This is a genomic window from Humibacillus xanthopallidus (assembly GCF_006716675.1).
GTDB lineage: Bacteria > Actinomycetota > Actinomycetes > Actinomycetales > Dermatophilaceae > Humibacillus > Humibacillus xanthopallidus_B.
In genome coordinates, this window is the sequence record NZ_VFPM01000003.1 from 1 (window position 1) to 23,754 (window position 23,754).

The 23,754-nt window shown below is 71.8% G+C and carries 21 protein-coding genes and 1 pseudogene; 15 read left to right on the forward strand and 7 right to left on the reverse strand.

The window, feature by feature from the left end:
- The 3 genes and pseudogenes from FBY41_RS15185 to FBY41_RS15195 all read left to right on the forward strand — a co-directional run.
- A pseudogene (locus FBY41_RS15185) lies at positions 1 to 445 on the forward strand (methyltransferase domain-containing protein); the annotation flags it as partial.
- A 42-nt stretch (positions 446 to 487) separates the two neighbouring features.
- Complete coding sequence (gene dinB / locus FBY41_RS15190; RefSeq protein WP_141845164.1) at positions 488 to 1,747, forward strand: DNA polymerase IV; 1,260 nt, start codon at positions 488 to 490, stop codon at positions 1,745 to 1,747.
- Positions 1,748 to 1,818: 71 nt separating this feature from the next.
- Positions 1,819 to 2,217: a DUF3040 domain-containing protein gene (locus FBY41_RS15195; protein WP_141845165.1), complete on the forward strand. Its 399-nt coding sequence runs from the start codon at positions 1,819 to 1,821 to the stop codon at positions 2,215 to 2,217.
- A 138-nt stretch (positions 2,218 to 2,355) separates the two neighbouring features.
- On the opposite strand, the gene FBY41_RS15200 is transcribed toward FBY41_RS15195, so the two are convergent.
- The gene (locus tag FBY41_RS15200; RefSeq protein WP_141845166.1) at positions 2,356 to 2,844 is read right to left on the reverse strand and encodes a DUF456 domain-containing protein; all 489 of its coding nucleotides are present in this window, start codon (positions 2,842 to 2,844) and stop codon (positions 2,356 to 2,358) included.
- A gap of 64 nt (positions 2,845 to 2,908) precedes the next feature.
- Positions 2,909 to 3,130 (reverse strand): DUF7455 domain-containing protein, encoded by a 222-nt coding sequence (locus tag FBY41_RS15205; protein ID WP_141819929.1) that lies wholly within the window; start codon positions 3,128 to 3,130, stop codon positions 2,909 to 2,911.
- A 364-nt stretch (positions 3,131 to 3,494) separates the two neighbouring features.
- Between FBY41_RS15205 and FBY41_RS15210 the strand changes: the two genes are divergently transcribed.
- The 7 genes from FBY41_RS15210 to FBY41_RS15240 all read left to right on the forward strand — a co-directional run bounded on the left by FBY41_RS15210 (position 3,495) and on the right by FBY41_RS15240 (position 11,219).
- Complete coding sequence (locus tag FBY41_RS15210) at positions 3,495 to 5,627, forward strand: DNA gyrase/topoisomerase IV subunit B (RefSeq protein ID WP_141845167.1); 2,133 nt, start codon at positions 3,495 to 3,497, stop codon at positions 5,625 to 5,627.
- Between the two features lie 99 nt (positions 5,628 to 5,726).
- The gene (locus FBY41_RS15215; protein ID WP_375869880.1) at positions 5,727 to 6,884 is read left to right on the forward strand and encodes an AAA family ATPase; all 1,158 of its coding nucleotides are present in this window, start codon (positions 5,727 to 5,729) and stop codon (positions 6,882 to 6,884) included.
- A 26-nt stretch (positions 6,885 to 6,910) separates the two neighbouring features.
- A complete protein-coding gene (locus FBY41_RS15220) occupies positions 6,911 to 7,798 on the forward strand; it encodes a DUF58 domain-containing protein (RefSeq protein ID WP_260439817.1) in 888 nt (295 codons plus the stop codon).
- Complete coding sequence (locus tag FBY41_RS15225) at positions 7,785 to 8,267, forward strand: hypothetical protein (RefSeq protein WP_141845168.1); 483 nt, start codon at positions 7,785 to 7,787, stop codon at positions 8,265 to 8,267. Before FBY41_RS15220 ends, FBY41_RS15225 begins: the two co-directional genes overlap by 14 nt.
- Complete coding sequence (locus tag FBY41_RS15230) at positions 8,258 to 9,247, forward strand: VWA domain-containing protein (RefSeq protein ID WP_141845169.1); 990 nt, start codon at positions 8,258 to 8,260, stop codon at positions 9,245 to 9,247. Before FBY41_RS15225 ends, FBY41_RS15230 begins: the two co-directional genes overlap by 10 nt.
- Positions 9,244 to 10,254, forward strand: coding sequence for a vWA domain-containing protein (locus FBY41_RS15235; RefSeq protein WP_141845170.1), 1,011 nt, complete (start codon positions 9,244 to 9,246; stop codon positions 10,252 to 10,254). Before FBY41_RS15230 ends, FBY41_RS15235 begins: the two co-directional genes overlap by 4 nt.
- On the forward strand, positions 10,251 to 11,219 hold the full coding sequence (locus tag FBY41_RS15240; RefSeq protein ID WP_141845171.1) for a tetratricopeptide repeat protein: 969 nt from the start codon (positions 10,251 to 10,253) through the stop codon (positions 11,217 to 11,219). Before FBY41_RS15235 ends, FBY41_RS15240 begins: the two co-directional genes overlap by 4 nt.
- 45 nt (positions 11,220 to 11,264) lie before the next feature.
- Here the strand turns inward: FBY41_RS15240 and FBY41_RS15245 are convergent, their stop codons facing one another.
- The 4 genes from FBY41_RS15245 to FBY41_RS15260 all read right to left on the reverse strand — a co-directional run bounded on the left by FBY41_RS15245 (position 11,265) and on the right by FBY41_RS15260 (position 16,035).
- Entirely contained in the window at positions 11,265 to 11,660 is a 396-nt protein-coding gene (locus FBY41_RS15245) for a VOC family protein (RefSeq protein WP_141845172.1), read from the reverse strand.
- A gap of 75 nt (positions 11,661 to 11,735) precedes the next feature.
- Positions 11,736 to 12,866, reverse strand: coding sequence for a sucrase ferredoxin (locus FBY41_RS15250; RefSeq protein ID WP_260439818.1), 1,131 nt, complete (start codon positions 12,864 to 12,866; stop codon positions 11,736 to 11,738).
- Entirely contained in the window at positions 12,863 to 15,358 is a 2,496-nt protein-coding gene (locus FBY41_RS15255) for a DNA gyrase/topoisomerase IV subunit A (RefSeq protein ID WP_141845174.1), read from the reverse strand. Before FBY41_RS15255 ends, FBY41_RS15250 begins: the two co-directional genes overlap by 4 nt.
- 56 nt (positions 15,359 to 15,414) lie before the next feature.
- On the reverse strand, positions 15,415 to 16,035 hold the full coding sequence (locus FBY41_RS15260) for a nitroreductase family protein (RefSeq protein WP_141845175.1): 621 nt from the start codon (positions 16,033 to 16,035) through the stop codon (positions 15,415 to 15,417).
- A 56-nt stretch (positions 16,036 to 16,091) separates the two neighbouring features.
- Between FBY41_RS15260 and FBY41_RS15265 the strand changes: the two genes are divergently transcribed.
- From FBY41_RS15265 to FBY41_RS15280, 4 genes are read left to right on the forward strand one after another with little or no spacing between them, the layout of a single operon-like run.
- Complete coding sequence (locus tag FBY41_RS15265; RefSeq protein ID WP_141845176.1) at positions 16,092 to 18,791, forward strand: bifunctional acetate--CoA ligase family protein/GNAT family N-acetyltransferase; 2,700 nt, start codon at positions 16,092 to 16,094, stop codon at positions 18,789 to 18,791.
- Between the two features lie 46 nt (positions 18,792 to 18,837).
- Entirely contained in the window at positions 18,838 to 19,455 is a 618-nt protein-coding gene (locus FBY41_RS15270) for a DUF5998 family protein (RefSeq protein ID WP_141845177.1), read from the forward strand.
- A gap of 10 nt (positions 19,456 to 19,465) precedes the next feature.
- The gene (locus FBY41_RS15275) at positions 19,466 to 20,611 is read left to right on the forward strand and encodes an alkaline phosphatase family protein (protein ID WP_141845178.1); all 1,146 of its coding nucleotides are present in this window, start codon (positions 19,466 to 19,468) and stop codon (positions 20,609 to 20,611) included.
- An 11-nt stretch (positions 20,612 to 20,622) separates the two neighbouring features.
- Complete coding sequence (locus FBY41_RS15280) at positions 20,623 to 21,315, forward strand: thymidine kinase (RefSeq protein WP_141845179.1); 693 nt, start codon at positions 20,623 to 20,625, stop codon at positions 21,313 to 21,315.
- A gap of 147 nt (positions 21,316 to 21,462) precedes the next feature.
- Here FBY41_RS15280 and sepH read toward each other — a convergent pair whose 3' ends face one another.
- A complete protein-coding gene (sepH, locus tag FBY41_RS15285; protein WP_141845180.1) occupies positions 21,463 to 22,950 on the reverse strand; it encodes a septation protein SepH in 1,488 nt (495 codons plus the stop codon).
- Between the two features lie 143 nt (positions 22,951 to 23,093).
- Here sepH and FBY41_RS15290 point away from each other — a divergent pair, with 143 nt between their 5' ends.
- The gene (locus tag FBY41_RS15290) at positions 23,094 to 23,732 is read left to right on the forward strand and encodes a trimeric intracellular cation channel family protein (RefSeq protein ID WP_141845181.1); all 639 of its coding nucleotides are present in this window, start codon (positions 23,094 to 23,096) and stop codon (positions 23,730 to 23,732) included.
- The last annotated feature ends 22 nt before the right edge of the window (positions 23,733 to 23,754 follow it).

The window sequence follows — 23,754 nt, forward strand, 5'->3', positions numbered from 1 at the left end:
CGTCTGCTGCCACGGCACGCTCGAGGTCGTCGACGACCCGGCGGCGACCCTGCGCGCCGCCGCCGATGCCCTGCGTCCCGGCGGGCGGCTCTCCCTGCTCGTGTCGGGCCGTCTCGCCGTCGTCTTCGCCAAGGCCATCGCGGGCGAGTTCGGTCAGGCGCGCGCTGCCCTCACCGACCCGTCCGGCCGATGGGGCAGCACCGACCCGCTGCCGCGACGCTTCGACGTCGACCAGATCGAGGCCCTGCTCGCCGAGGCCGGCTTCACCGACGTCAACGTGCGTGGCACCGGCATCCTCGGGCACCTCGTGCCGGCCGCCCACATCGACTCCGAGGCCGACCGGGTCGCACTCGCCGAGCTCGACGAGCTGCTCGTCTCCGGTCCCGGCCGTGAGTTCCTCCGGACCCTGGGCAATGGCCTGCACGTCCTGGCGCGCCGCGACTGACCCCACCGTGCGACCGAGCGGCGCTGTCGACGGGGGCCGTCGATGAGCCGCCGCCAGTTCACCGCGCCGACCAGGACCGACGCCGAGCCGCCCGACGACACCGGGTGCACGGTCCTGCACGTCGACATGGACGCCTTCTACGCCTCGGCCTCGCTCATCTCCCGGCCCGAGCTGCGGGGGAAGCCGGTCATCATCGGCGGGGCGAGCGGACGATCCGTCGTGCTCTCGGCCACCTACGAGGCCCGCGCCTTCGGCGTCACGTCGGCGATGCCGATGGCCCGGGCCCGGCGCCTCTGTCCACAGGCGGTGGTCATCGAGCCCGACCACCGGCGCTACGCCGCCATCTCCGACGCGATCATGGCGACCTTCGCCTCGATCACCGACAGCGTCGAGCCGCTGTCGCTCGACGAGGCCTTCCTCGACGTCTCCGGCGCCGTGCGCCGCCTCGGCCGCCCCACCCAGATCGGCGAGCAGCTGCGCGACACCATCGCCGACGAGCAGGGCATCACCTGCTCCGTCGGCATCGCGCCGACGAAGTTCGTCGCCAAGCTGGCCTCGAGCCTCGCCAAGCCCGATGGCCTCATCGTCGTGCCTCGCGACGAGGTCGTCGCCTTCCTGCACCAGCTCCCGGTCGGGGCGATCTGGGGGGTCGGTGACCGTACTGAGGAGCAGCTGCACCGGCTCGGGCTGCGCACCGTCGCCGACCTCGCCCACACCCCGGTCGAGACCCTGCAGCGGGCCCTCGGCGACAGCGCGGGGCGAGGACTGCACGACCTCGCCTGGGGGCGCGACCCACGGGCGGTCGTGCCCGAGCGACGCGAGAAGTCCATCGGCGCCGACGAGACCTTCGCGCACGACATCGACGACCCGGTGCGGATCCATCGCGAGCTCCTCCGGCTCGCCGACCGCACCGCCGCGCGGGCCCGTTCGGCCGGCATGACAGGGCGCACCGTGTCGATCAAGGTGCGATTTGCCGACTTCACGACCATCACTCGGGCCAAGACCTTGCGCCATCACACCGACGTCTCGCGTGAGATCTTCGACACAGCCCGTGAGCTCTATGACCGGCTCGGTCTGCAGCGGGCACGGATCAGACTCGTCGGCGTGCGCCTCGAAGGGCTCGTTCCCGCCGCTCAGGCGCCGATCCAAGCACGACTCGACGAGCCCGAGCACGGGTGGCGAGACGCAGATCGTGCCGTCGACCGGGCCAGCGCGCGTTTCGGTGCCGGCTCCGTGAGGCCGGCGAGCCTCATGCCTGACCGACCCTCGGGTTCCCAACGGGAGCGACGCGAATTATCCTGAGGGAAACACGTCCGCGTCGACGATTCCCGCCTTAGGCTTCGAGTAGTCGAGATCGCACAGGGAGGTGCCACGTGGCACTCTCGGAACACGAAGAGGCTCTTCTCCAGCAGATGGAGGAGGCGCTCTACGCCGAGGATCCGCGCTTCGCGTCGCGGATCGAGAAGACCAAGTCGCGAGGGGTGGGTCGCGGTCGCGTTGTCATCGGTGTCGTCGCCGCTGTCGCCGGGCTCGCCTTGGTGGTCGTATCGGCGATGTCGAGCCTCATCTGGCTCGGTGCGGTCGGGTTCGCGGTCATGGTGGCCGGCATCGTCTACGCCATCACCCCCTCGAAGACCAAGCTCGCCGCCGTCGGCTCCGACGGCACGCCGAAGCCCCGGGCGGGCAAGCCCAACGCCGGTGCGACGAAGCACGGCACCTTCATGGAGCGGATGGAAGAGCGCTGGGAGAAGCGCCGTCGCGATCAGTGGTGACCCTCGCCATCGCTGTCCCGGCCCATGGGCCTGCGCTGGTATGAACCCGTAAGCTCGGTGACCCGCCTGACGGACCACGCTCAGGCGCGAGCCTGTGGAGCCGGATCAGGGGAATCAGGGGCGAAGGCAGGCGCGCCGTCAGGGGCGCGTGAGGTAGACCGCGATCGCCCAGGTCGTGATGATGGCGAACGCCGTCGCCAGCTCGAGGCCGATGTTGAGCCCCACCGCCTTGATGGCGTGCACCGTCCCCCGCCAGGCGGCACCTCTGCTGCGATGCTTGGCGAGCTCGAGCAGGAAGATCGTCGCGACGAAGCCGACGGCCGCCCCGATGACCGGGATGACGAAGAAGCCGATGACGGCCACGACGAGCGCGACCGCGACGAACCTCGAGTCGACCCCCGCACGCTTCATCCGTCGCCCGGGCAGCAGGTACTGCGCGACGAGCCCGGCGGCATACAGCAGCGTCGCGATCGCGAAGACGATCCAGCCTGCGCTGGAGTGGACCTCGATCGCCCAGAGGAGCGTGGCCGCCCAGACGAGGAACAGCCCCGGAAGGACGGGAACGACGATCCCGACGGTGCCGATGAGCATGACGATGCCCACCAGAACGTTCGATCCGGTGATCACCGTCGCGCGCTCAGTGCGTCAGGACAGTCGCAGGCGTCCTTGCCGGGGTCGTGCCTCGGTCCGCTCAGTGCTCGTCCATGGAGGAGATGCGCGTCTCCTGGAGACGCTCCGTCTCGTCGAGGACGTCGACGGCCTTGTCCATCAGCGCCGGCAGGTGCTCACGACCGTGGTGGGCGCAGAACAGCAGCTCACCGCCGGTCACAAGGCGGGCGCGGATGTAGGCCTGGGCTCCACACCGGTCGCAGCGGTCAGCCGCAGTCAACTCGGGTGCCAGTGCTGTCGTCATCTTGTGCTCGCCTTCTCTCTACCCGTCGAGGGTCTCCCCGAAGGGTGACCCTGCCAGTTACCCGCGACACCGTGATTGCCTTGCGGCGCCCGATTCGTTGTCGCGGATGTTCCAACAGTGAATCACGTTCGAACCTTCCCCATTGGCAGGCTCGATCAGTGAGACCTCCGTCATGCCCGGATCGTTACGTCGTGTCCACCCCTGCGGCACCTCGAAACCGCCTTCGGAACCACCCTCGGAACCGCCCCGTGACCGCCCGGAACCGCCCGGACCCGCGTGGCATCCGGGTGTCGTCGCCTGCGGTCGTTAGGCTTCGGGTGCGGCCGGCGACCCGGCCGTCAGACCGAAACGAGAGAGATCGACTGTGGCCTCCGCCTCACGCCCCGCACCGAACGGCACCGGCGACTACACCGCCCGCCACCTCCAGGTCCTCGAGGGCCTCGAGGCGGTGCGCAAGCGCCCGGGCATGTACATCGGCTCGACCGACCAGCGCGGCCTCATGCACTGTCTGTGGGAGATCATCGACAACGCCGTCGACGAGGCGCTGGCGGGGGTGTGCACCGACATCCAGGTCATCCTCGGCGGCGACGGCTCCATCGAGGTGCGCGACGACGGGCGCGGCATCCCCGTCGACATCGAGCCGCGCACCGGGCTGTCCGGCGTCGAGGTCGTCTTCACGAAGCTGCACGCCGGTGGCAAGTTCGGCGGCGCGTCGTATGCCGCCACGGGTGGCCTCCACGGGGTGGGCGCCTCGGTCGTCAACGCCCTGTCGGCCCGCCTCGACGTGGAGGTCGACCGCGCCGGCAAGACCTACGGCATGAGCTTCCGCCGCGGTGAGCCCGGCACCTTCACCGACCGCTCTCCGGTGCACTCTCCCGACTCCGACTTCACCCCCTACGAGAAGAAGAGCGCCCTGCCCGTCGTCGGCAAGGCCAAGCGCGGCGTCACCGGGTCGCGCGTGCGGTTCTGGCCCGACCGGCAGATCTTCCTCAAGGACGCCGAGCTCGACTACGACGCCATCGCCGGCCGCGCCAGGCAGACCTCCTTCCTCGTCCCCGGCCTGCGCCTCGTCATCCGTGACGAGCGCCGCATCCCCGGCACCCCGGGTGCCGACGGGCCCGTGGAGGAGGTCTTCCAGCACGACGGCGGGATCACCGACTTCGTCGAGTTCCTCGCCCCCGACACGGCCGTGACCGACGTGTGGCGCCTCGAGGGTTCCGGCACCTTCACCGAGACCGTGCCGGTGCTCGACGTCAACGGCCACATGACCCCGACCGAGCTCGAGCGCGAGTGCGGCGTCGACATCGCCCTGCGCTGGGGTCAGGGCTACGACACGCGCATGCAGTCCTTCGTCAACATCATCACCACCCCCAAGGGCGGCACCCACGTCGCGGGCTTCGAGCAGGCGATCGTCAAGGTCTTCCGCCGCCAGCTGGAGCTCAACGCGAGGCGGCTCAAGGTCGGCGGCGACAAGCCCGAGAAGGACGACATCCTCGCCGGTATGACGGCCGTGGTCACCGTGCGACTGGCCGAGCCGCAGTTCGAGGGTCAGACCAAGGAGGTGCTCGGCACCAACGCGGTGCGGGCCATCGTCGCCAAGGTCGTCGAGCAGGAGCTGACGGCGCGTCTCACCTCGCCCAAGCGCGGCGACAAGGCCCAGGCCGCCCTGCTGCTCGAGAAGGTGGTCTCCGAGATGAAGTCGCGCATCAGCGCGCGGCTGCACAAGGAGACGCAGCGCCGCAAGAACGCTCTCGAGAGCTCGACCCTGCCGAGCAAGCTGCGTGACTGCCGCACGACCGACGTCGAGCGTTCCGAGCTGTTCATCGTCGAGGGAGACTCCGCGATGGGCACTGCCAAGGAGGCGCGGTCCTCGGAGTTCCAGGCGCTGCTGCCGATCCGCGGCAAGATCCTCAACGTCCAGAAGGCCTCGGTCAGCGACATGCTGAAGAACGCCGAGTGCGCCTCGATCATCCAGGTCATCGGCGCCGGCTCCGGCCGCAGCTTCGACCTCGCGGCCGCCCGCTACGGCAAGGTCATCATCATGACCGACGCCGACGTCGACGGCGCGCACATCCGCACCCTGCTGCTCACCCTCTTCTTCCGCTACATGCGCCCGCTCGTCGAGGCAGGCCGTGTCTTCGCCGCGATGCCGCCGCTGCACCGCATCGAGGTCATCAACGCCGGGTCGAAGAAGAACGACCTCATCTACACCTTCAACGAGCTCGAGATGCGGCGCACGCTGACCCGGCTCGAGCGGTCGGGCAAGAAGGTCAAGCAGCCGATGCAGCGCTACAAGGGTCTCGGCGAGATGGACGCCGACCAGCTCGCCGACACGACGATGGACCCGCGCCACCGGACCCTGCGCCAGGTGACGATGCGCGACCTCGAGGCGGCCGAGCGCACCTTCGAGCTGCTCATGGGCAACGACGTCGCGCCCCGCAAGGACTTCATCATCGAGTCCGCCACCGAGATCGACCGCGAGCGCATCGACGCCTGAGAACGCACCGGGTGGCAGCGCGCGGCACAGCAACCCGTGCTTACCATGAGCGTCCGGTGTGACTCACGACACCGGACGTCGCCGGAAGGGGAGTCGAACGTGGGAGACGCGAACACCGGGGAGTCGGCCCCCGACGCCCATCACGCACCGTCGGCCCAGGACGGCGCCGGGGTCGACACCTACACGGTGGAGGTCCCGACCGGCCGGGTCGACGATGCCCAGGTGCCCCCTGCCCAGCGGACGCCGGCCGACAGCGCGGACAACGCCCCGCCCAGCCCCTATCTCACGAGCGACGAGCTGCGGTGGGCGCAGGACACGATCAGCTCCATCTCCGGCGCCTTCACGGCCAAGGTCGTCGGCCAGGCGCGGCTGCACGAGACCCTCCTCATCGCCCTGCTGACCGGTGGGCACGTGCTGCTCGAGAGCGTGCCCGGCCTCGCGAAGACGACGGCCGCGCAGACCCTGGCCCAGGCCGTCGGCGGCACCTTCCACCGCATCCAGTGCACGCCCGACCTGCTGCCGAGCGACATCGTGGGCACCCAGGTCTACAACCAGGTGAGCGGCACCTTCGAGACCCAGCTCGGCCCCGTGCACGCCAACGTCGTGCTCCTCGACGAGATCAACCGCAGCAGTGCCAAGACACAGTCGGCGATGCTCGAGGCGATGCAGGAGCGGCAGACCTCGATCGGCGACCGCAGCTATGCGCTGCCCGATCCCTTCCTCGTCCTCGCGACCCAGAACCCCATCGAGCAGGAGGGCACCTACCCGCTGCCCGAGGCACAGATGGACCGCTTCACCCTCAAGGACGTGCTCGACTACCCGTCACCCGCCGAGGAGGCCGAGGTGCTGCGCCGGATCGACTCCGGCGTCTTCGACGGCCCCTCGGGACCGGTCGTGTCCATCCCCGACGTCAAGCGCCTCCAGGGCCTCGTCTCGCGGGTCTACGTCGACCCCGCGATCGTCAACTACATCGTCGGCATCGGCTACGTCACCCGCCACCCGCGCGACTACATCGAGGCGCGCCTGGCCGCCTACGTCGACTACGGCGCGAGCCCGCGCGCGAGCATCGCCTTCATGGCCGCGGCCCGGGCCCGGGCTCTCGTCGACGGGCGCAACCACGTCGTCCCCGACGACGTCAAGGCCCTCACCCACCGCGTCCTGCGGCACCGGGTGTCGCTCGGCTTCGAGGCCGCCGCCGACGACGTGCCGGTCGAGCACGTCATCGACGCCATGGTCGGCGGGATCCGCACGCCCTGACGGGCTGGCGCAAGGGGGACGTGGCCGTGACGACGACGCTGCTGACACGGGTGAAGAGCAAGCTCTTCGTCCACGCTCGTCGGCGCTCGCGCAGCATGCTCGAGGGGGAGTACGCCTCGGCGTTCCACGGGCGCAGCCTCGACTACGACGACCTGCGCGCCTACGTCCCGGGCGACGAGGTGCGCGACATCGACTGGAAGGCCACCGCCCGGCACGCCTCCCCGCTCGTCAAGCGCTACGTCGCGACCCGCAAGCAGAGCCTCGTGCTCGTCGTCGACACCGGCCGCGGCATGGCGGCCACGACGCGCAGCGGAGAGCCGAAGTCGGCCGTGGCGATCTGCGCCGCCGGTCTCATCGGCTACCTCGCACAGCGGCACGGTGACCTCGTCGGCCTCGTCCGCGGCACGGCCACCTCGACGGTGTCCCACGACCTGCGCGGCACCGAGACCCATCTCGAGCTGCTGCTGCGCGCGATCGACGCAGCCACCGCCCTCGACGCCGACCAGAGCAACCTCGCCACCCAACTGCGCTGGATCGTCAGCAACGTCCGTCGCCGCCTCTTCCTCGTCGTCGTCGCCGACGACCGCGACCTCGACCCCGCCCTGGACGAGCTGCTGCGCCGCCTCCACGTGCAGCACGAGATCCTCTGGATCACGGTCGAGGACGCCGACCCGACGGCCATCGGGGGCGACCGGACGGCATACGACGTCTCCGACCGTGAGCCGCTGCCGACGCTCGTACGCCTCGACCCCAAGGTGCGCGAGGCGTATGCCGCATCGGTGGAGCAGCGCGTGCGCCGCACGGCGGAGCTGCTCGACCGCCGGTCGATCAACCATGCCCGGATCGGCTCGTCGGACGAGGTCGTGACCGCCGTCTTCGGCCTGCTCGAGAGGCAGCGCCGTGCGCGCCGCTGACGCCCCACCGCCGGGCTTCTACGCCCCTGACCTGTATGCCGGCCGGTGGCTGTGGATCGGGGTCGCCCTGCTCGCGCTCGTCGTCCTCTGGTACGTCTTCGTGTGGACCTCGACCCGGCCCGCCCGCGTGCGCATCCCGGCGCGTGTCACGTCCGACCGACTGTCGCGGCTGCGCGAGGACTACACGCGCCAGATCGACCTCGTCCTCGGCCGGGCGGCGCGGGGCGAGATCACCCAGCGGGCAGGCCACCAGCAGCTGAGCGTCCTCGTGCGGCACTTCGTGCAGGAGGTCTCGGGCATCCGCGCACCGACGATGACCCTCACCGAGCTGACGGCCACGGGGGAGCGCCTCACGCCGGTGTCGCAGGTCGTGGGCCAGCTCTACCCCGGTGAGTTCGGTCCGCACGAGGCAGAGACCCTGGCCGGTGCCGGCGACGTGGCCAAGCAGGTGGTGCGTCGATGGAGCTGACCGGCCTCGACCTGAGGTTCCCCGCGGTCCTCGTCGTCGGACTGCTCGTGGCCGTCGTCGCGACGGTTGCGGTGACGCGGCATCTCGCGCGTCGGTCGGCGCATGCGACCGCCGCCGTCGCCAACACGTCGGCCCTGACCGCGCTGCCGGAGTACCGCCGGGCGCTGCGCACCCACCGCATCCGGATGGCCGTCCTTGCCGCGAGTGCGGTGCTCCTCGGCGGCGCGGCCCTGGTCGGCGCCGCACGCCCCGTCGACACGACGGTCGAGCGGCCGGAGACCCGCAACCGCGACATCATGCTCTGCCTCGACATCTCCGGCTCGATGGCGGCCTACGACGCCGAGCTGGTCTCGACCTTCAAGCGTCTCGTCACGCGGTTCGAGGGCGAGCGCATCGGCCTCGTCATCTTCAACTCCTCGGCAGCGACGGTCTTCCCCCTCACCGACGACTACGACTTCATCAACGAGGAGCTCGACGTCGCCGGGCGGGCCCTCGCAGGCGACCCTGACCTCGAGTCGTTCTTCGCCGGCACCTTCAACGGCAGGGGCACCTCGCTCATCGGCGACGGCCTCGCCACCTGCGTCTCGAGCTTCGACCGCATCGACACCCAGCGGCCACGCTCGCTCGTCTTCGCGACCGACAACCACCTCGCGGGGCGACCCATCATCGACGTCGTCGAAGCGGGCGAGCTGGCCAAGGCCAAGGGCGTGCGCGTCTACGGCCTCAACCCCGAGGAGGACGGCGTCGACCGGGAGGCCGTGGAGATGCGCCAGGTGGTCGAGGGCACGGCGGGTCGCTACTTCGCGATGAGCGACACGAGCGCCATCGGCGGCATCGTCGACGCCGTCCAGGCGCAGGAGGCCGCGCTCATCGACTCGTCCGCCCGGGCCCTGCAGACCGACAACCCGGTGGTGCCGATCACACTGGCCGGTTTGGGTCTCGTCGGGGTCATCGGGGCGAGCCGGAGGTGGTCGTCGTGACCTTCCTCCCGGTGGGCCCGTGGCCGGTGCTGCTCGTCCTCGTCGTGGCGGCCCTCGTGGCCGTGTGGTGGAACCCCACGTCGCGCTCGGTGCCGGGGGAGTCACGCGCCACCCACTGGCGCCTGACCGCCATGGTCGTGCTCCTCGGCATCGCCGCGCTCCGACCGGCCGTGCCGGGTGACGAGGTCAACGCCTCGGCTGCGAACCTCAACGTCTACTTCGTCGTCGACACGACGAGCAGCATCATCGCCGAGGACTACGGCAACGAGCGGCCCCGCATCGCCGGCGTGCAGGCGGACATCGCAGCGATCACCGAGGCGCTGCCCGGTGCGCGGTACTCCGTCATCACCTTCGACCAGGCCACCCGCGTGCGTCTGCCGCTGACGACCGACTCCAACGCTCTCGAGGCCGCGCTCGAGACGCTGCTGCCCGAGCCGTCCGAGTACTCCCGCGGCTCGTCGATCACGGCAGCCGACGAGCGGCTGGGGCGGATGCTCCAGCAGGCCGAGGAACGCACCCCCGATCGCGGCAGGCTCGTGTTCTACCTCGGTGACGGTGAGCAGACCGCCCCCGAGCCACCCGCCCCCTTCACCATCGACAAGCGGCTCGTCGGCGGCGGAGCCGTGCTCGGCTACGGCACGACCGACGGCGGCCGGATGAAGGCCACCCGGTCGCGTTTCGACACGAGCGCCTCCTACATCATCGACCCGGCGACCGGCGAGGACGCCCGGTCGGTCATCGACGAGAAGAACCTGCGCGCCGTCGGCGACCAGCTGGGGCTGCCCTACGTCCACCGCGACTCGGGTGACCCGATCGATCCCGTGGTGGCCGGCATCGATCTCGACCGCTTCGGCACGAGCGACGAGGTCGAGCAGCAGCGGGTCCGCGCACGCCAGGAGCTCTACTGGCCGCTGCTCATCGGGGTGGCCGGGCTCGCCGTGTGGGAGCTCGGTGCGAGCCTCGCCGCCCTCGCCCAGGCCCGTCGACGCAAGGAGGCCCCGCTGTGAGCGCCGACCAGAGCCGTGACCTCCCCGAGGCAGCCCGACCCCCGTCACCGTCGCAGCCCTCCCGAGCGCGCGACGACGACGCCGACCTGCTGCTCGCCGACCTGCCCACGCGCGGTGGGGTCGGGGATGCGCAGAGCCGTGCCACGCGGCATACCCCCTCGGGGTGGCGACGGGGCAAGGACGGGTCGGAGAAGGGGCCACGCCCTCCGATGAGCCCACGGCAACGCCGGCGGCGCCGGACGCTGCTGCTCGCCAGCCTGCCCGTCGTCGTGCTGCTCCTCCTGACCGCCCTGCGCCTGCTCAGTCTCAACGTCGTCGCGGGGCAGACGCTCGCGGCCTACGAGGCCGGCGACCGTGCCGCCACGCAGGAGTGGGGGGAGCGGCAGGGGTGGGTCAACATGGTCGAGCAGTTCCGGTCACCCTTCGCCATCGGCGACGCACACGTGCTGACCGGCAACTTCGAGCACGCGCGCCCATGGTTCGAGCAGGCCCTCGAGCAGGTGCCCAAGGGCGGCATCGACGAGTGCAAGGTCCGGGTCAACCTCGGGCTCACCTACGAGGCGCTCGGTGACGCGGCCAAGGCCAAGGAGCGCACGACGGAGTGGAAGCAGTTCTACGAGAAGGGGATCCAGACGACGAGCCAACGGCCGCCACTCTGCGACGCCCCCGAAGGCGGTCAGACAGGAGACCAGCTGCAGCAGGCGCAGCAGCGGATGGAGGACAAGAGCGCCGACCCGCAGCCGCAGCCGGAGACGCCTCCGGAGCAGCCGGGCGACACCCCGGGCCAGCAGCCGACCCCCGCGCCGGACCCGACACCGGACCCCGACAACACCCCGAGCCAGGAGCAGCAGGACTTCCTCCAGGAGCAGCAGCGCCAGAACACCATCGAGCGCAACCAGCAGCTCGGCGAGGACCAGCGCGACGCCACGGGAGGCGATGGTCCGACCTACCCCAAACCGTGGTGAGCCCGCCCGAGGTCGGTGACGGGCGGCGCCCGGTGTGAGGGCTGCCTAGGCCGCGTCGGGGTCGGGCTGGTGGATCCCGAAGGTGTTGCCCTCCGTGTCGAGGTAGTAGCCCTGCCACGCCATGCCCGTGAGGGCCGTCTTCGGCAGCGCGACCTGCCCACCGGCGGCGAGGATGCGCCGCTCCGTGTCGTCGTAGTCGTCGACCCCGATCGTCGCGACGAAGGCGTTCGCCCCCTGGCCCGGAGCTGGTGCCGGGACCGCGCGCGGCAGCAGGCCCCCGCCGATGCCGGGCTCGTCGCCGGGTCCGGTCACGATGCCCCAGTAGGGGGAGCCGGTGAACTGGCCGTAGTCCTCGAAGGACCAGCCGAACGCAGCGGCGTAGAACGCCTTGCCGCGGTCGACGTCGTCGACCTGGATCTCGAAGTGGACCACGCGGGACACGACAGCCTCCCTGCTCGACCGGGCTCTCCTCACCAGTCTCGCACCGGAACGGCCGGGCCGGGCGGGTTCCACCCGTCAGAGGGGGGTGACGAGCGTCGCCTGGTGCTCGAGCACCTCGATGCCCTTCTTGCCGCACGACTCCGGGCGGACACGGGCCGTCGGCACGCGCACGACGTGGACGCGCCAGCTGCGCCCGTCGGTATGGCCCACGACGACGTCGGCGCCGTCGGACGAGGGGGTCGGGGTCGATGCCCGGAGGGAGGCGAGGTGCGTCTCGCCGAGCTGCGCCCGCACGTGCGACTCGGCGCACTGGGCGGCGGGGGCTAGGGGTGAGCGGCCACGGTCGTGGAGCGGACCGAGCAGCTCGGCCGGCGTGTGGCCGGTCCGACTCGCCTCCAGCACCCAAGCCACGCCCTGCTCGTCGAGGCGCGCGTAGGTCTGGCCCCAGGGCAGCAGCACCGCCGTGGGGGCGAAGCGGTGGCCGCCCGTGTGCGAGACCTCCCAGACGCGCCCCGGCGCGACCCGCGCGGCTGCGGCGGCGAGCGGCCGGCCGCGCACCGCGCAGCAGACGTCGCGGCGGCCGTTCGTGCACACGAGCAGCGTCGGCTCCGCGTCGTGGGCGCCGGGCAACGAGGCTGCCACGAGCGCCCGGCTACCTCGGGCGAGGGCGCCCCAGTCGAGACCGAGCAGCTCTCCGGGGTCGGCGACCTCCGCCTCGAGCAACCACGGCTCCAGATCGGGCGCAGCCCCGGCGTGCGCGAGGAGCACGCGGCGGGGGCCGTCCTGTGCCGGGTGGCCACCGGGGCGCCGCACGAGCATGAAGCGGCCGCCAGCTCGGCTCGTGCGGGCGTCGAGCTCGGCGCCGAGCAACGGGTCGAGGTGGGACTCCCGGGCGGCGTCCCGACCCCAGGGCCCCGACTGCTCGACGATGACGAAGAAGGCGGCGCCTGCGGCCGTGCCGTAGGCGCTCGTGCCGTCGTGGTCCCACTGCACCGAGCACGCATCCTCCGCCGGCGCACCGTGCCCCGTCGTCGACGGGTGCTCGTCGAGGGCCGTCGCCTGCACGACCCCGGCCTCTTCGACCTCGGCCTCGGCGACCTCGGCGACCTCGGCCTTGGCCTCCGTGACCTCCACCGCCTCGACCTCCACCGCCTCGACCTCCGCCTGCACGACCTCCGCCTCCGCAGCGACGCGTCGCTTGCTCACTCGGACTCCCCGGGAGACACGGCCCCGTTGGTGTCGGCGCCTTCCGAGGGCGCCGACGCGACGTGGGCGATGACGGCGGTGGCCGGCACCCCCGATCCGTCACGGCGCCCGTCGGCAGCGGGCAGCTCGATGGCGACGCCGTTCGCGGCAGCGGCCTTGGCCGGAGCGTTCCCGGCGAAGGCGAGCACGAGGGTGTCCTCGCCCTTGAGGAAGCGGTGGCAGCGCACACCTCCGGTGGCCCGTCCCTTCGGTGGGTACTCCGCATACGGCGTCACCTTGAGCGAGCCGCCCTGGGTGCCGGGGAGGGCGTCGGAGCTGCCCGACGACGTGACGACGACGCCGTGGCGCGCCGGGTCGGCCACGCCGAAGAACGCCGCCGTCGCGCCGGGCGACAGCTTGATGCCGGCCATGCCGCCCGCCGACCGGCCCTGGGGCCGCACCGACCGCGCCGCGAAGCGCAGCAGCTGGGCGTCGCTCGTCACGAAGACGAGGTCGAGGTCATCGCGGTCGGCGACGGCCGCGCCGACGACCCGGTCGCCGGGCTTGAGGCTGATGAGGCTCCACTCGTCGCTCTTCGGCGCCTCGGGAGTGACCCGCTTGACGACCCCGCTCGCGGTACCGAGAGCCAGCACCGGCGCCTCGGCGCCGATCGGCAGGATGGTGAGCGGCTCCTCGCCCTTCGGCAGGTCGACGTAGGCCGCGAGGGGAGCGCCGCCCGACAGGCTGGGTGCGCCGTTGGTCGGCGGGAGCGTCGGCAGGTCGAGCGCGGAGAGGCGGATCATCCGGCCGGCGGTCGTCGCGAGACCGAACTCCCCACGGGCCGTCGTGCGCACGGCGCCGACGATGACGTCGTGCTTCGAGCGGGAGCCCTCGGTGGGGATTGGCTCGGCGCTGCCGGTGCGGGCGAGCAGGCCGGTCGAGCTGAGCAGCACCCAGCAGGGGTCGTCGCTGACCTCGAGGGGGCTGCTGGCGGTCGCTGCGGCGCTCTGACCCGAGCTCTCGAGCAGGACCGTGCGCCGCGGGGTGCCGTGCGCCTTGGCGACGGCGGCGAGCTCGTCGGAGACGAGCTTGAGGAGCAGCTTCTCGTCTGCCAGGAGGGCGCGCAGCTCCTCGATGGCCCGCTCCAGCTCGGCCTTCTCGGTCTCGAGCTCGATGAGCGAGAACTTCGTCAGGCGGCGCAGGCGCAGCTCGAGGATGTAGTTGGCCTGGATCTCGTCGAGGTCGAAGACGTCCATGAGGCGGGTGCGGGCGATGTCGGCATCGTCGGAGGTGCGGATGACCTGGATGACCTCGTCGATGTCGACGATGGCGATGAGCAGGCCCTCGACGAGGTGCAGGCGCTCCTCGCGCTTGCGCAGCCGGTGGGCACTGCGGCGGCGCACGACGTCGGTGCGGAAGTCGACGTAGACCCGCAGCAGGTCCTTGAGCCCCATCGTGCGGGGCTGGCCCTCGACGAGGGCGACGTTGTTGATGCCGAAGTTCTCCTCCATCGGCGTCAGCTTGTAGAGCTGCTCGAGGACGGCCTCGGGCACGAAGCCGTTCTTGATCTCGATGACGAGGCGCAGGCCGTGCTGGCGGTCGGAGAGGTCCTTGAGGTCGGCGATGCCCTGCAGCCGCTTGGACTGAACGAGGTCCTTGACCTTGTCGATGACCTTCTCGGGCCCGACGAGGTAGGGCAGCTCGGTGACGATGATGCCCTTGCGGCGCGGGGTGAGCGCCTCGATGCGGGCGGTGGCCCGGGTGCGGAAGCTGCCGCGGCCGGTGAGGTAGGCGTCTCGGATGCCCTCGAGGCCGACGATCTTGCCGCCGCAGGGCAGGTCGGGCCCGGGCACGAACTTCATGAGGTCCTCGAGTGAGCACGTGGGGTGCGCGATGAGGTGCCGGGCCGCGCCGATCACCTCGACGAGGTTGTGCGGCGCCATGTTGGTGGCCATGCCGACGGCGATGCCGGCCGCGCCGTTGACGAGGAGGTTGGGGTAGGCGGCCGGCAGCACCTCGGGCTGCCACTGCGTGTCGTCGTAGTTGGGCACGAAGTCGACGGTGTCCTCGTCGAGGCTGCCGACCATGAGCAGGGCGGCGGGCGCCATGCGCGCCTCGGTGTAGCGGGCGGCGGCGGGGCCGTCGTCGAGCGAGCCGAAGTTGCCGTGGCCGTCGATGAGGGGCAGCCGGAGGGTGAAGGGCTGCGCCATGCGCACGAGGGCGTCGTAGATCGCCTGGTCGCCGTGCGGGTGGTACTTGCCCATGACCTCCCCGACGATGCGCTGGCTCTTCACGTGCCCGTGGTCGGGCCGCAGCCCGAGCTCGTTGGCGCCGTAGAGGATTCGGCGCTGCACGGGCTTCAGCCCGTCGCGTGCGTCGGGCAGGGCCCGGGAGTAGATGACGCTGTAGGAGTACTCGAGGAAGGCGTTCTGCATCTCCTCCTCGACGTCGATGCCGACGATCTTCTCCTCGAAGTCCTCGGGGGGAGGCGGGGTGGTCGTGCGACGGGCCATGCCGGCTGGTGCTCCTTGCCGCTAGCGGGTGAACGTCTCATCTTCGCGCAGGCCGCTCATGCGTCGTCACCTGCCACGCCGAAACGACCCCAGTGGGCCACCTCCTCGCCGGTCCGGCGGTGTCGACGGAGGCTGGGGCTCTTGGGCCCCGGGACGGCATACCCCAGGGAGACGACGCCGACGATGGTGCGGCTGGGCGGGATGGCGAAGGCCTCGCGCACCGCCGCGTGCCGCTCCGGTGGCACTCCGAAGAAGAGGCTGCCCAGGCCCTCGTCCGTGGCGGTCAGCAGGATGAGCAGCGACGCCATGCCCGTGTCGACGTCCCAGTAGGGCACCGGCCAGCGGGCTTCGTCGCGGTCGGTCCAGCCCTTGTCCTCCGCCGCGTAGCGCTCGAGATAGGCGTCCATGTGCGACAGGCACAGCACGAGCACCGGCGCCGCCCGTATGCCGTCCAGCCAGGCGTCGACGGGCGCCCCCGGGACGGTGGTGGAGTTCCAGAAACCCTCACGCTCCTCGTCCGTGGTGAGGACGAGGAAGTCCCAGCCCTGGCTGAAACCGGCACTCGGGGCGCGGACGGCGTTCTCGAGGCACCGCTCGACGACGGCGCGCGGCACCGCGCGGTCGGGGTCGTAGCGACGGACCATGCGGCGGCGGCGGACGACCTCGGTGAACTCCATGAGGCCAGCGTCGCATCTTCGGCGGGCCGGTCGGTGGGACGTGACACGATGAGCGCATGGTGGAGGACAGCGCACCTGACGACACCGGCGCCTTGGAGCGGGTGTCGGCCAAGGCCACCGGCGCACCGGTGGAGTGGGAGGCCGACGTCGTGCTGCGCGACGGCACCGTCGCGCACGTGCGCCCGATCTCGCCCGACGATGCCGAGGGCATCCAGCTCTTCCACTCGAGGCAGTCGCCCGAGTCGATCTACCTGCGCTTCTTCGCGCCGCTGCGCGAGCTGAGCCAGCGCGACCTCTACCGCTTCACCCACGTCGACCACCACGACCGGGTCGCGCTCGTCGCGACCCTCGACGGCGAGATCATCGGCATCGGCCGCTACGACCGCATCGACCCCACCTCGGCCGAGGTGGCCTTCAACATCTCCGACCACTTCCAGGGCAAGGGCATCGGGTCGGTGATGCTCGAGCACCTCGCCGCGATCGCGCAGGAGCTCGGCATCACCCGCTTCACCGCCGAGGTGCTGCCCCAGAACCGCAAGATGCTCACGGTCTTCAAGGAGGCCGGCTACGAGGTCTCGCACCACTTCGAGGACGGCGTCATCGAGGTGTCCTTCGACATCCTCCCGACCGAGCGGTCGAAGGAGGTGCAGCTCTCGCGCGAGCACCGCGCCGAGGCGCGCAGCATGCGCACCATCCTCTTCCCCGAGCGGGTGGCGATCATCGGTGCGAGCCGGCGGGCACACTCGATCGGCGCGGTCCTGCTGTCCAACATCATCGCGGGCGGCTTCCGCGGCGAGCTCTACCCCATCCACCCCGAGGCCGACGAGATCCAGGGGCTCAAGACCTATCCGAGCATCCGCGACGTGCCCGAGCCCGTCGACCTCGCGATTCTCGTCATCCCGGCCGACCAGACCGTCGGCGTCGTCAAGGAGTGCGGCAAGGCCGGCGTCAAGGCCCTGCTCGTGCTGTCCTCCGGTTTCGCCGAGGCGGGCGAGGAGGGCATCAAGCTCCAGGAGAAGCTCCGTCGGCGCGTGCGCCGGGCCGGCATGCGCGTCATCGGGCCCAACAGCTTCGGCCTGATCAACAACGACCCGGAGGTGCAGCTCAACGCCACCCTCGCCTCGGTCGTGCCGCAGCGCGGGCGTCTCGGGCTCTTCGCCCAGAGCGGGGCGCTCGGCGTCGCGGTGCTCGCTTCGGCTGCTCGCCGCGGCCTCGGCATCTCGGTGTTCGCCTCGGCGGGCAACCGGGTCGACGTGTCCGGCAACGACCTCATGCAGTACTGGATCGACGACCAGGACACCGACACCGTCGGGCTCTACCTCGAGTCGATGGGCAACCCGCGCAAGTTCTCCCGCATCGCGCGCCAGCTCGCCAAGGTCAAGCCCGTCATCGTCGTGAGCTCGGGTGTCTCGAGCTTCGCCGCGCCGCCCGGGCACCGCACGCGGATGACCAACGTTCCGCCGCAGGCATTTGACGCGCTGCTGCGTCAGGCCGGTGTCATCCGTGTCGAGAACGTCCACCAGCTCTTCGACGTCGCCCAGCTGACCTTGCACCAGCCCCTGCCCGCGGGCGACCGGGTGGCCATCGTCGGCAACTCCGACGCCCTGGGTGCCCTCAGTGCCAGTGCCTGCCTCAGCTGGGGGCTCAAGGTCACGCACGGGCCGGTCTCCCTGCTGCCCCAGGCGTCGGCCGAGGAGTTCGCGACCGCCCTCGACGCGGCCTTCGCGGACCCCGAGGTCGACAGCGTCGTCGCCGCCTTCATCCCGCCGCTCGTCACCCAGGACGAGGAGGTGCACACGGCCGTTCGTGAGATCGTCGCGAAGTACGAGAAGCCCTGTGTCGCAACCTTCCTCGGCATGCGGGGTGTCGGCGACGGGCTGTCCTACGTCCAGGGTGACGTCACGCGCTCGGTGCCCTCCTACGCGATGCCCGAGGATGGCATCCGGGCCCTCAACGCCGTCACCCGCTACGCCCAGTGGCGCTCGCGCGACCGCGGCTCGGCAGTGTCGCCGGTCGGCATCGACCGGGCGAAGGTCGAGCGGCTCACCGAGGCGGTCCTCGCGACCCATCCCGAGGGCCGGGCCCTCACGAGAGACGAGTCCCGCGAGCTGCTCGCGGCCTACGGCATCCGCCTCTGGCCCGCGATCGAGGTCACCGGGGTCGAGGCCGCCGTCCGGGCTGCCGACACGCTGACCTACCCCGTCATCCTCAAGTCCACCTCGCCGCTCGTGCGTCACCAGCCGGGCCTCGCCGGGGTGCGAGGCGACCTCGTCGACGCCGAGTCGGTCCGCGACGCCTACACCTCGCTGTCGAGCCGCCTCGGCCCGCTCGGGGCGGACCGCTTCGTCGTGCAGCGCATGGCCGTGCCGGGCGTCTCCTGTGTCGTGCGGGCGAGCGAGGACCCGCTCTTCGGCCCCGTCGTGAGCTTCTCCGTGGCCGGGCCGCCGACCGAGCTGCTCGGCGACGTGGCCCACCGCATCCCGCCCCTCACCGACGTCGACGTCACCGACCTCATCGACGGGGTCAAGGCCGCGCCCCTGCTCGCCGGCCACCGTGGCGCCGCGCCCGTGCACCGGGCGGCGCTCGCCGACCTCATCGCCCGCCTCTCGGTGCTCGCCGACGACCACCCCGAGATGGCGTCGGTCGAGCTCAACCCCGTCAACGCGTGGACCGGTGGCGTCGACGTGCTCGGCGCCGACGTCGTCGTGCGCCCCGCCCTCGTGCGCAAGGACCCCGGCCGCCGCCGCATGACCTGAGGATGCCCGGCGGGCCAACCCGCCCGCTGGTGCAAGGATGGGGGGCATGCGACGTGCGACCCAGCAGTCCGGCCAGGAGCCGGTGCGTACCCTGCCCGCCGACCTCACCGAGGCGATCAACCGGGCCGGCTACTACCCGTCGCTCGTCGTCGACGTCGTGGAGTCCGCGATCGCAGGTGACGAGGTCGTGTCGCACCTCGTCCACCAGGAGACGACCTTCGACAGCGAGACGGTACGTCGGCACGTCACCGTGCTCGTCGTCACGCCCGACCGGCTCGTCATCGCGCACGCCGACGACCACGCCGAGCCCGACGAGAAGCTCATGGCAACGGCGACGACCGAGACGGTGCCGCTCACTGCGGTGCGTGGCGTCATGCTGACGCACGTCGTGGCCGAGCCCGACACGTTCACCCCGGGCACACACGGTCGCGACATCACGCTCACCCTCGGCTGGGGAGCGGTGAGCCGCCTCGACATGATCCCCGCCCAGTGCGGCGACCCCGAGTGCGCCGCCGACCACGGCTTCGAGGGCACGATCGCCTCCGACGACATCTCGCTCCGGGTCAGCTCGGCGGCCGACGGAGAGGACGCCGTCGGGCGAGCCCTGGCCTTCGCGCGGGTGCTCTCCGCGAGCATCGGCGGCGGCCACGCGCGCCGGCCCTGACCCGACGGCGATGACCGCAACGCAGACGGCCCCCGACTGGTCGCAGGGCAGCCTCGCCAACGTGCTGCCCTCCGTCGCCGACCGCCTCGGGGTGAGCCGGTATGCCGGCCGTGACCTCTTCGACCTGCCCGCGGTGCCGCGCACCGTCGTCGTGCTCGTCGACGGCCTCGGGCACGACCTGCTGCTCCAGCGCAGCGGGCACGCTCCCTTCCTGCGGTCCCACCTGGCGTCGGCGCGCCGGATCCCGTGCGGCTTCCCGACGACGACGGCGACCTCCATGGGCACCCTCGGCACCGGCCTGCTCCCCGGGGCCCACGGCCTCGTCGGCATGCAGGTGCTCGACCCGGACACCGACCGTCTCGTCAACGAGCTGTCGTGGGAGGACGGCCCCGACCCGGTGCGCTGGCAGCCCCACGAGACGGTCTTCGAGGTGCTCGAGGACGCCGGCGTGGCCGTGACGATGGTCGGGCCGTGGTACTTCAAGGGCTCGGGCCTGACGACCGCGGCCCTGCGCGGTGGCGGCTTCCGGTCGGGCCTCAGCCTCGACGACCGGGTCGATGCCGTCGCCTCGGCCGTGCGCGAGTCGCACCGCTCGCTCGTCTACCTCTACTGGGGCGAGGTCGACAAGGTCGGCCACGTGCACGGGTGCCAGTCGTGGCAGTGGGGCGACGAGGTCGAGTCGGTCGACGGCGCCCTCTCGCGCCTCGCCGCTCGCGTGCCCGACGACACGTCGATCGTCATCACCGCCGACCACGGCATGGTCGACGTGCCCTTCGAGTCGCGCATCGACCTCGCCCACGAGCCCGAGCTCATGCACGGCATACGCCACCTCGGCGGGGAGCCGCGGTGCCTCCAGCTCTACACCGAGACGGGGGAGCGCGACGCCGTGGCGGCGCTCTGGAGCTCGCGGCTGCGCGGGTCGGCCACGGTCCGCACGCGCGAGCAGCTGCTCGACGACGGGTGGTTCGGCGCGGTCCGGCGCGAGGTCGAGCCGCGCATCGGCGACCTCGTCGTCATGACGGAGCCGTCCTTCGCCGTCGTGCACTCGGGGCTCATGCGTCCCGAGATCGTGCGCCTGCTCGGCCTGCACGGCTCGACGAGCGAGGCCGAGCTCGCGGTGCCCGTCATCGTCGTCCCACCCCGCCGGGGCGCTTAGGGTGGTGCACCGTGGCTGAGCTCGTCTTCTTCTCCGGGACCATGGACTGCGGCAAGTCGACCCTCGCGCTGCAGATGGACCACAACCACGCGGCCCGCGGACGCGTGGGCCTCATCTTCACCAAGCTCGACCGCGCCGGTAGCAACGTGCTCTCGTCGCGACTCGGACTCTCGACCGGCGCGCTCGAGGTCGGCGACGACCTCGACTTCTGGGAGGGCGTGGTCTCACGGGCCACCGCCGGACAGCGCATCGACTACCTCATCTGTGACGAGGCGCAGTTCTACACCTGCGAGCAGGTCGAGCAGCTGGCCCGCATCGTCGACGAGATGGACGTCGACGTCTTCGCCTTCGGCATCACCGCCGACTTCCGCACCGAGCTGTTCCCCGGGAGCAAGCGGCTCATCGAGCTCGCCGACCGGGTGCAGGTGCTCCAGGTCGAGGCGCTCTGCTGGTGCGGCCGGCGGGCCACGACCAACGCCCGCGTCGTCGACGGGTCGATGGTCGTCGAGGGCGAGCAGGTCGTCGTCGGCGACACGAACGCCGCCGAGCCGGGCGTCGTCGAGTACGAGGTGCTCTGCCGCCGGCACTACATGCGGCGCATGACCTCGCACGCAGCCCGGGCGAGCGCGCAGTCGGCCGAGGTCCTGCCCTTCGAGCTCGACGTGTGCCCGCTGCCGCCCCTGCCGATCACCCAGGCCGACTAGCGTCCCGAGCGGGCCGGTCCGGGCAGACCCTCAGACCCACAACGTGCCCGTGAGAGCGGTGCCGGCCGCCCGCATACGGGCTCGGCGGTGGGGTTGTGGGTCCGGGGGCGCCGTGCCGTGTGCGGGTGGCCGGCGTCGGTCGGTCGGTCAGTCGCCCTTGCGGCCGAACATGATGTCGTCCCAGCTCGGCACGCTCGGACGCCCACCCTTGCGGGTGGCGGGTCGTGCCGGCGCCGGGCGCTTGGGGCTCGCCGCCGCGGGCGCGGGCACCTGCTCCTCGATGAGCTCGCTGCCGTCGTCCTGCGCGTCGTCGGCCCGGGCAGCGGACGACGTGCTGGTGGGCGCGCCCTGGCGCACGGGCTGGGTGCGCTCGGCCGGACGCGGTCGCGGGCCGGGCTTCGGTGGGGCCACCGGTGGCGTCGCGCGCTCGGGCACGGCCTCGTCGGGTGCGGCACCGCCGGTGTCGTCGACCGCATCGACGTCGTCGACGTCGTCGTCGTGACCGTCGTCCTCGACAAGCGAGTCGCCCGGGAGGCCGTCGTCCAGCTCGTCGACCTCGTCGACGTCAGCCACCCCGGCCGTGTCGTCGGTGTCGGTGTCGGCCACGTCATCCGTGTCGTTCGTGTCGGCCGCCTGCTCCGCCTCGTCCTCGGGGCGCGGGTGCTGGGCCGGCGGGGGCACGTGGTCACGCGGGTCGAGGGCGAGCTCCTCGAGGGGGAGTGCCTCCTCCGGCGCCTCGTCGAGCCCCGGCACGTCGGCGCCGCGAGGCCGGCGTCGCCGACCACGCTGCGCGTTGCGCTGGCGCATCGCGGCCACGAGGTCGAGCGGCTCGCCGCCCTCCGGGGGCTCGCCGGCCGAGGAGGACGAGCGCGACGCCGCGACGTCCGAGTCGGCCGTAGGTCGCGTGGCGCTCGTCGACGCGGACGGCCGCGCGGAGCGGCCCGAGCGGCCCCGTGCCGTCGGGGCGCCCACGCCGCCTTCGGCCTCGACGTCATAGACCGTGGCCGGACGGGCGGGGGTGGACAGATGGGGAGCGGGCAGGGGACCGGGTGCGGGGGTGTCGTCGTCCTCGCTCAGCCAGCGCGACTCGTCGTCGAGCGCGGACACGATGCGCGCGAGCGGGTCGAAGCGCCACGCCGCCTCTCGCTCGCGACCGCCTGCTGCGAAGGCGAGCGACACGATCCACTCGCCCTTGTCGGCGCGGCGTGAGTCCCAGGCCACGGCGGCGGGGTCGATCTCACGGCTGAGGAGGCGCTCGGTCACCCGTGCCTCGAGCGTCGTCGACGCCCCGTGGGAGGCTCCGCGCGAGCGCAGCCGCACCTGGCGCGCCAGGCCGGCCACGTGCTCTCGCTCGGCGAGGATCGGCCCCTCGTACTTGTGCACCTTCTCGACCGTCCACCCGGCCCGCTCCGCGGCCTCCTCGGCCGACAGGCCGGCGCGGATCATCGACTGGACGGCCGCCGGCCGCAGTCCGCCCGTCAGCTCGTTCTGCAGCTGCCCGAGCCGGGGGCGATCACGTCGCACCGCGGCGCGCAGCGAGTCGTCGAGGGGCACCGTGTAGCGGTTGCCCTCGGCATCGGCCAGCAGCAGGTGCAGGCCGTCCTCGTGGACGCCGATGAGCGTGAGGTCCTGCATGGGTGGGTCTCCCGGTCGAGCGGATCAGCGGACGTCTGCGTGCCTGTGGTTTGTCACGGATCGTGAAGGGAACGCGTCGAGCATGCCACCGTGCCGGGTGCCCACCAAAGCGACCACGCCGCGCGGGTAGCGTTTGCTCTGCCATGCCCACCGACTTCGCCTCCGCCCAGCTGGCCCTCGACCTCGTCGGCGTCTTCGTCTTCGCGCTCTCGGGTGGCCTGGTCGCGGTCAAGAAGCGCTTCGACCTCTTCGGGGTCCTCGTCCTCGCGTGTGCGGCCGCCCTCGGCGGCGGCATCATGCGCGACGTCCTCATCGGTGTCGTGCCGCCCGTGGGCATCAGTGACTGGCGCCTGCTGAGCGCCGCGGCCCTCGGCGGTCTGGCGACCTTCTTCCTCCACCCCGCGATCGAGCGGATCGGCCGCTTCGTCAAGGTGCTCGATGCCGGTGGCCTCGCGGCGTTCGCCGTCTCCGGCAGCCTCAAGGCCGCGACCACCCTCGGGGTGGCGCCGATCGCCGCCGTCCTCGTGGGTCTCATCACCGCCGTCGGCGGCGGGGTGATCCGCGACCTGCTCGCCGGCCAGGTGCCCGAGGTGCTGCGCCGCGAGCTGTATGCGTTGCCCGCGCTCCTCGGCTCGGTCGTCGTCGTCGTGCTGGTGGAGCAGGGCGTCCTGCGCATGTGGATGCTCTGGGCCGCCGCCGGTCTCGTCTTCGCCGTGCGGCTCATCGCGGTGCGGCTCGACCTCAACGCCCCTACACCACTGCGGTCGGGCACGCGCACCTGACCTCCCCTCGACGCCGGACCCA

Bases quoted from the DNA above. Each gene is read 5' to 3' on its own strand.
- FBY41_RS15230 (WP_141845169.1), top strand. From the start codon at position 8,258: ATGGAGCTGACCGGCCTCGACCTGAGGTTCCCCGCGGTCCTCGTCGTC.
- FBY41_RS15205 (WP_141819929.1), bottom strand. From the start codon at position 3,130: ATGACGACAGCACTGGCACCCGAGTTGACTGCGGCTGACCGCTGCGAC.
- FBY41_RS15265 (WP_141845176.1), top strand. From the start codon at position 16,092: ATGGTGGAGGACAGCGCACCTGACGACACCGGCGCCTTGGAGCGGGTG.
- FBY41_RS15260 (WP_141845175.1), bottom strand. From the start codon at position 16,035: ATGGAGTTCACCGAGGTCGTCCGCCGCCGCCGCATGGTCCGTCGCTAC.
- FBY41_RS15270 (WP_141845177.1), top strand. From the start codon at position 18,838: ATGCGACGTGCGACCCAGCAGTCCGGCCAGGAGCCGGTGCGTACCCTG.
- FBY41_RS15275 (WP_141845178.1), top strand. From the start codon at position 19,466: ATGACCGCAACGCAGACGGCCCCCGACTGGTCGCAGGGCAGCCTCGCC.
- sepH (WP_141845180.1), bottom strand. From the start codon at position 22,950: ATGCAGGACCTCACGCTCATCGGCGTCCACGAGGACGGCCTGCACCTG.
- dinB (WP_141845164.1), top strand. From the start codon at position 488: ATGAGCCGCCGCCAGTTCACCGCGCCGACCAGGACCGACGCCGAGCCG.
- FBY41_RS15290 (WP_141845181.1), top strand. From the start codon at position 23,094: ATGCCCACCGACTTCGCCTCCGCCCAGCTGGCCCTCGACCTCGTCGGC.
- FBY41_RS15255 (WP_141845174.1), bottom strand. From the start codon at position 15,358: ATGGCCCGTCGCACGACCACCCCGCCTCCCCCCGAGGACTTCGAGGAG.